Source organism: Cupriavidus sp. WS (genome assembly GCF_000395345.1).
Taxonomy (GTDB): domain Bacteria; phylum Pseudomonadota; class Gammaproteobacteria; order Burkholderiales; family Burkholderiaceae; genus Cupriavidus; species Cupriavidus basilensis_B.
In genome coordinates this window covers 1-4,475 of the sequence record NZ_AQPL01000623.1, presented here as the reverse complement: position 1 = coordinate 4,475, position 4,475 = coordinate 1, and the positions used below count along the sequence as shown (strand labels likewise).

3 protein-coding genes and 1 pseudogene are annotated in these 4,475 nt (G+C 56.7%); 2 read left to right on the top strand and 2 right to left on the bottom strand.

Features of this window, described 5'->3' with window-relative positions; genetic code table 11:
* Nucleotides 1-7: 7 nt before the first annotated feature.
* Both K206_RS42325 and K206_RS43450 read right to left on the bottom strand, forming a co-directional pair.
* Nucleotides 8-253: pseudogene (locus tag K206_RS42325) on the bottom strand (transposase); the annotation flags it as partial.
* Nucleotides 254-1,256: 1,003 nt separating this feature from the next.
* Complete coding sequence (locus K206_RS43450; protein ID WP_155888415.1) at nucleotides 1,257-1,790, bottom strand: hypothetical protein; 534 nt, start codon at nucleotides 1,788-1,790, stop codon at nucleotides 1,257-1,259.
* Between the two features lie 1,242 nt (nucleotides 1,791-3,032).
* Between K206_RS43450 and K206_RS44800 the strand changes: the two genes are divergently transcribed.
* Nucleotides 3,033-3,335 carry a hypothetical protein gene (locus K206_RS44800; protein ID WP_369796949.1) on the top strand — a complete coding sequence of 101 codons (303 nt, stop codon included), beginning with the start codon at nucleotides 3,033-3,035 and terminating at the stop codon, nucleotides 3,333-3,335.
* A complete protein-coding gene (locus K206_RS43445; protein ID WP_155888414.1) occupies nucleotides 3,289-3,594 on the top strand; it encodes a hypothetical protein in 306 nt (101 codons plus the stop codon). The genes K206_RS44800 and K206_RS43445 overlap by 47 nt, the downstream gene beginning before the upstream one ends.
* Nucleotides 3,595-4,475 lie beyond the last annotated feature (881 nt).

The window sequence follows — 4,475 nt, the reverse complement described above, 5'->3', positions numbered from 1 at the left end:
GAAACTACCAATACACCGTTTGCCAAGCCGGGAAGTCCTTGGGCAGCATGCGCCAGCCGCAGCCCGAGCGCACCAGGTATCGCAGCGCATTGATGACTTCGCGCAGGTCGGCCTTTCTGCGTCGCCCACGCTGGGCTGGCTTCGGCAGCAATCCTTCCATCGCTGCCCATTCCACGTCTGTTATGTCGCTCGGATATCGCTTTGTCTTGGCCGCCATACTTGCCTGCCGTTCTCGATGTTCTTTCTTCCGCATCCGAACGTTAGATCACATCTGCGGCGAATTTTCAAACAGGCTCTGAGGTAGACTACTATCGGCGACTCAGCAATACTGCTGGCGCGCTGGCATCAGTTTAAATCAACCGACCTCCGCGATTCCCGGAGTGGTTCACAAATCTGTAACCATAATCGAACTGAAAGGAAATTGAAATATGACGACTATCAATCCCGGCCCGAAGCCCAAACGAGAGGATGGCAAAGATGACCGCAGACACCATGTGAATCCTCCAACTAAACCCAAACATCCCACCCTACCCGTTCACGATCCAAAGAAGAAGTGAATACATAAGTGAATACATGAGAGATCAGGGTGAGGACCAGCCGCTTTCGGGTCATCCACTTAGCCACCTTTCGGTGGCTTTTTTATCGATCCCCATAATTCCGTTAATGCAATAATAAACTCGTGCGGAACAGCGATTCGATACGCTAGCGGCTTAGGTCGTGTTTGCCGATCGATATATGTGAATGTCCGCTATGTGGCAAGATGACCGACCGCTTCGGGTCGTCAGCGGCCTTCCGTATCCGGCGGGAGTCTCCGTCTCGATATCGCAGGCGGACCTTGGCTCTTCAGGCGGCCCGCGGCCGTGGAGATGGTCATGACGGATCTTTCCGCGTTGCTGGTGCGCTCGGGGCGCCGGTGGCCGTGCTGCATGTGCGAGCTTGACCGAGGTCGCGCGCAGGTCCGGTGCGTGGTGGCGTGCCGGCCGCGGGCGAGCGTGGCTCGCACAGCCTGCTGGCAACTCGTAGCCTCGGAGATTCCGGCTAGCCCGCCGGCGCCGGCGTTACCGCCCGTGGCGGCCCGAACGGTGACTTCTGAGCAGCGCAAGTGGGAAGGTGACCGGGTACGTTGCCGCGACAATGTCCGCAGCCAAGAGCGGCCGCTCATTTCTAGCCTCGAACATCACGGTTGCTCGCTGGGGCTCACGGACGCCCGATTGGAACGCCAATCGCTTCTGAGACTCGCAGGCGCTCCGGCAGTGTCATTCGTCAGCCTCAGTGCGCGGCGTTGCAAGATTCGACGACCCTAGGAAACGGGAATCCTCTCTACACCATGGTCCAGCATTATTCCAGAACGGCTGTTTGAGATTGCGCACTATGAACGGGATCTTCGTCTCTACCCAGTTCTGCCGTTCGAATGCGGCCATCGTGCAACCACCCGCAACGCGCTGGAACTCGAAGCGATACTCGAATCCCTCTCTGGTTGCGACGGTGGCCACGCCGCTGCATGTGTTGACTTGGGGCGGGTTCACGCCGATATAGGTGAACTCGACGCTCTGAAATCTCTTGGTTGGAACTTCTGCGGAGAAATCGCGATGTTCATCACCCAGCGACGCGAGGGGTCTCCTTCCATAGCAGTCGTAATCGTCTTCGTAAGCGGAGGCGGTGAACATCGCCGGTGCGGAGGCGTTCGTAACCGAGACTCGGGTAGTCTTTGTGATATCGCTCTTCAGCGGAGGTTGAGCACAACCTGCGAGCGTGGCAGCGGCGAGGATTACTGAATGATAGGACTTCATGAGTACGATGGGTGCGAAGTGAACGTTTGCAGCGTCCAACAGGACTATTTTCGGCTATTTAAAGGTGGCGCAACGTCACGAGGCCGACGGAGGAGCGTCGGCGAGTCGGGTGGGCAACCTCTCCGTTCTAGTGGGAACGAATTTGTGTCGCTTATTTGGCCCGAAACGAGGATCTCGATTCACTGAAGTCGATCGATTTGAAAGAAAATGGACGTCGCCCGCAGTGGGTTCTTATATCAACCTGCACGGCATAGCCTAGCAGAGGGCGCCTGATCGGATAAGCGACCTGAGGTGGGGTGTTGGTAGCAGGAGACGTTTCGTAAGCACTCCTCGCCCAGCCTCTATCGAATAGAGCCGCTGCCGGTAAGTGTCCCGAAGATCGATCCAATGGGGGCCCCGAGACGCATTCCGGCCCTGGCGCGACGTGCTTGGGGATCGGATGGCGTCGAGGAATGCTGAAGGACCGCTTTCGCAAAGTTTGAGAGACCACTTCGGGTTGTCAGCGGCCCTCCGTAGCCGGCGCTCGTCTCCGTCTGGAGGTCGCATGCAGACCTAGTGTGTGGCAGCTCGCCACGCGCGCGCGGGGCAGCGCTGGCTTCAGCGCGCAGGTAATCCGCGGTGTCGAAGATCCCAGCCAGCCTGGCCGACCCCGCCGGCGCCAGCGCGCGTCAGCGTACTCCCCGCATCGAGGCCGGCTCGGCAGCATGCTGCTGGCAGCTGGTGGTGTTGGCCCTGGGGTCGGCTGTCCGGTGCCAGCGTCGGGCTGGATGGTGAGCCAGCATGTGGGCGCTGGTGTCTTGCGCTCTCCCGCCTGTGTGCGTGCCGGTAGTTGGTCGCGCCGCTGGCCCCCGGTCGGCCGACCGCAGCCGGCGCTGCGGGGATGTGTGGGCGTTGGTCGGTTCGCGAATGAACGGTTCGCTCCGGTGCACCGGTAGTTGGTGGGCCTGTCCGCGGGCGAGCACCGCGCGAGCCGCGCGTCGCGCTGCGGTGCGGGCGGCGTTCAGGTCGGGCACGTGGCTGGCCCGCACCGACGTGCGGGCAACCGGTGGCTCTGTCGATCCCCTCAGCCCGGCTGGTACCGGCGACGCGGACCAGCCTAGCGCTGTCTGGCATGCTGCAGCAGGCTGGGTGGACACGGCCAGAATGCCGGCTCGCGGGGGCTGACGGCATTGCAGGGCCGGCGCGTGGCGAGGGCGCCGTCGCTACACCTGCCTCAGCCAGTTGCGGTCAGTCGACGGGGAGATGCAATTCGCTGACAATTTGACCTCCACCACGCTCGATGGAAGGTCCGCTGAACTCATGCGATTCGAATTTCGATGGTTTCATCTCTTCTATGGAGAACCCACACGTCTCGTCTCAGGGCTTGGCGAGCAACGTATGGAAGCCCGAAAGCTCGAGCTCTTTAGGGATGGGCGAGTTGGCTACGTCTGCGCCGGTCATGCGGCATATGGGACTGAACTAGGCTTGGTGCCCGTTCCCCCCTCTCCTAGAAATCAATGTGGATCCCGAATTCGTCGGTACCACGATCACCGCTGCCGAATTTGACGCCGCACGTGCTGATGCCACGCCGGTAGCTGTGACTGACCGCACGGGGTCGGTCTACGACCGCTGGCAGGGAGACGCACACTTGATCTCGCTTCAACTGGTGACGCCGATATTAGTGGCAGGTTATTTGTCTAAATTCTGGTGCAGCGCGTGTACCGCTATTTTCGTCGATAACATTAACGGTACAAGCCTCCGTGTTCAATTTATTTTCGTGAAAAATCTTCAATATATAGGACCCAGAAGGTTGTGGGTTGAATGACGCGTTGACATCACAGGGCACCCGTGCATCCACCACGGACCTAACCGAGATTGAGAATGTCTTGCCCGCAGGGATCCATACGCCATCCTTATTCAAGTTTGAGATAAGAGGGTTCCCGTTACTCCTGATAAAGAGTCTTTCTGGATTCGGTAGCGACTCTCGACAAACTGCGAGCCTACTGGTGTGAACTACTCGCACAGATCCAGCAAGCAAGCTCTCATCAGTGAACTCCAATTTCAATCGTGCGCGATCAATAGACGCGTCCGGTGCCGTGTATACGGGAACCTGTGAGCAACCAGTGAGGAGAAAAAGCAATCCCACCGAAAAAATGTAATGAGGGTTTCGATAAAAAATTATCTTCATTTTAAAATTTATTTTAATAAAAAGTGTAAATATATTAATTCCTCGCGTCTATATTATCTTATAAGCTTGATGTATCCATAAAAATAACATTTTAGTTATATTGAAGATAGAAAAATTTATAAGGAAATATAGAAATAAGAAAAATTAAAATATTTGCTGTATTTTGGCTATCCTAGATGGATTTCAAAGATTAAGGACTTCTAATGCGGACTATAGCAACATTTAATGTGTGAGTAGAATTTGTGAGGTGGGGTGTCGCAGCAGCACGACAAGGTCGTTTGAAATGTAGCCACAACAGGCACGTCGTTCACGATTGATGTGGTTGTTTGCATATCCAGAGTTCGCAACAGCAACTTGGTAGGACTGGCGAAGCGATGGACAGGCAATGCTCGACGTGAGGCGCGCCTGCTACAGCATTCTCAAGCTTCCGATGCGACACGGAAAAACCGATTGTCGCGTGGGCTAGCCACCTGTGGGCGACGCAGGAAGGCCGATCTGCGCGAAGTCATCAATGCGCT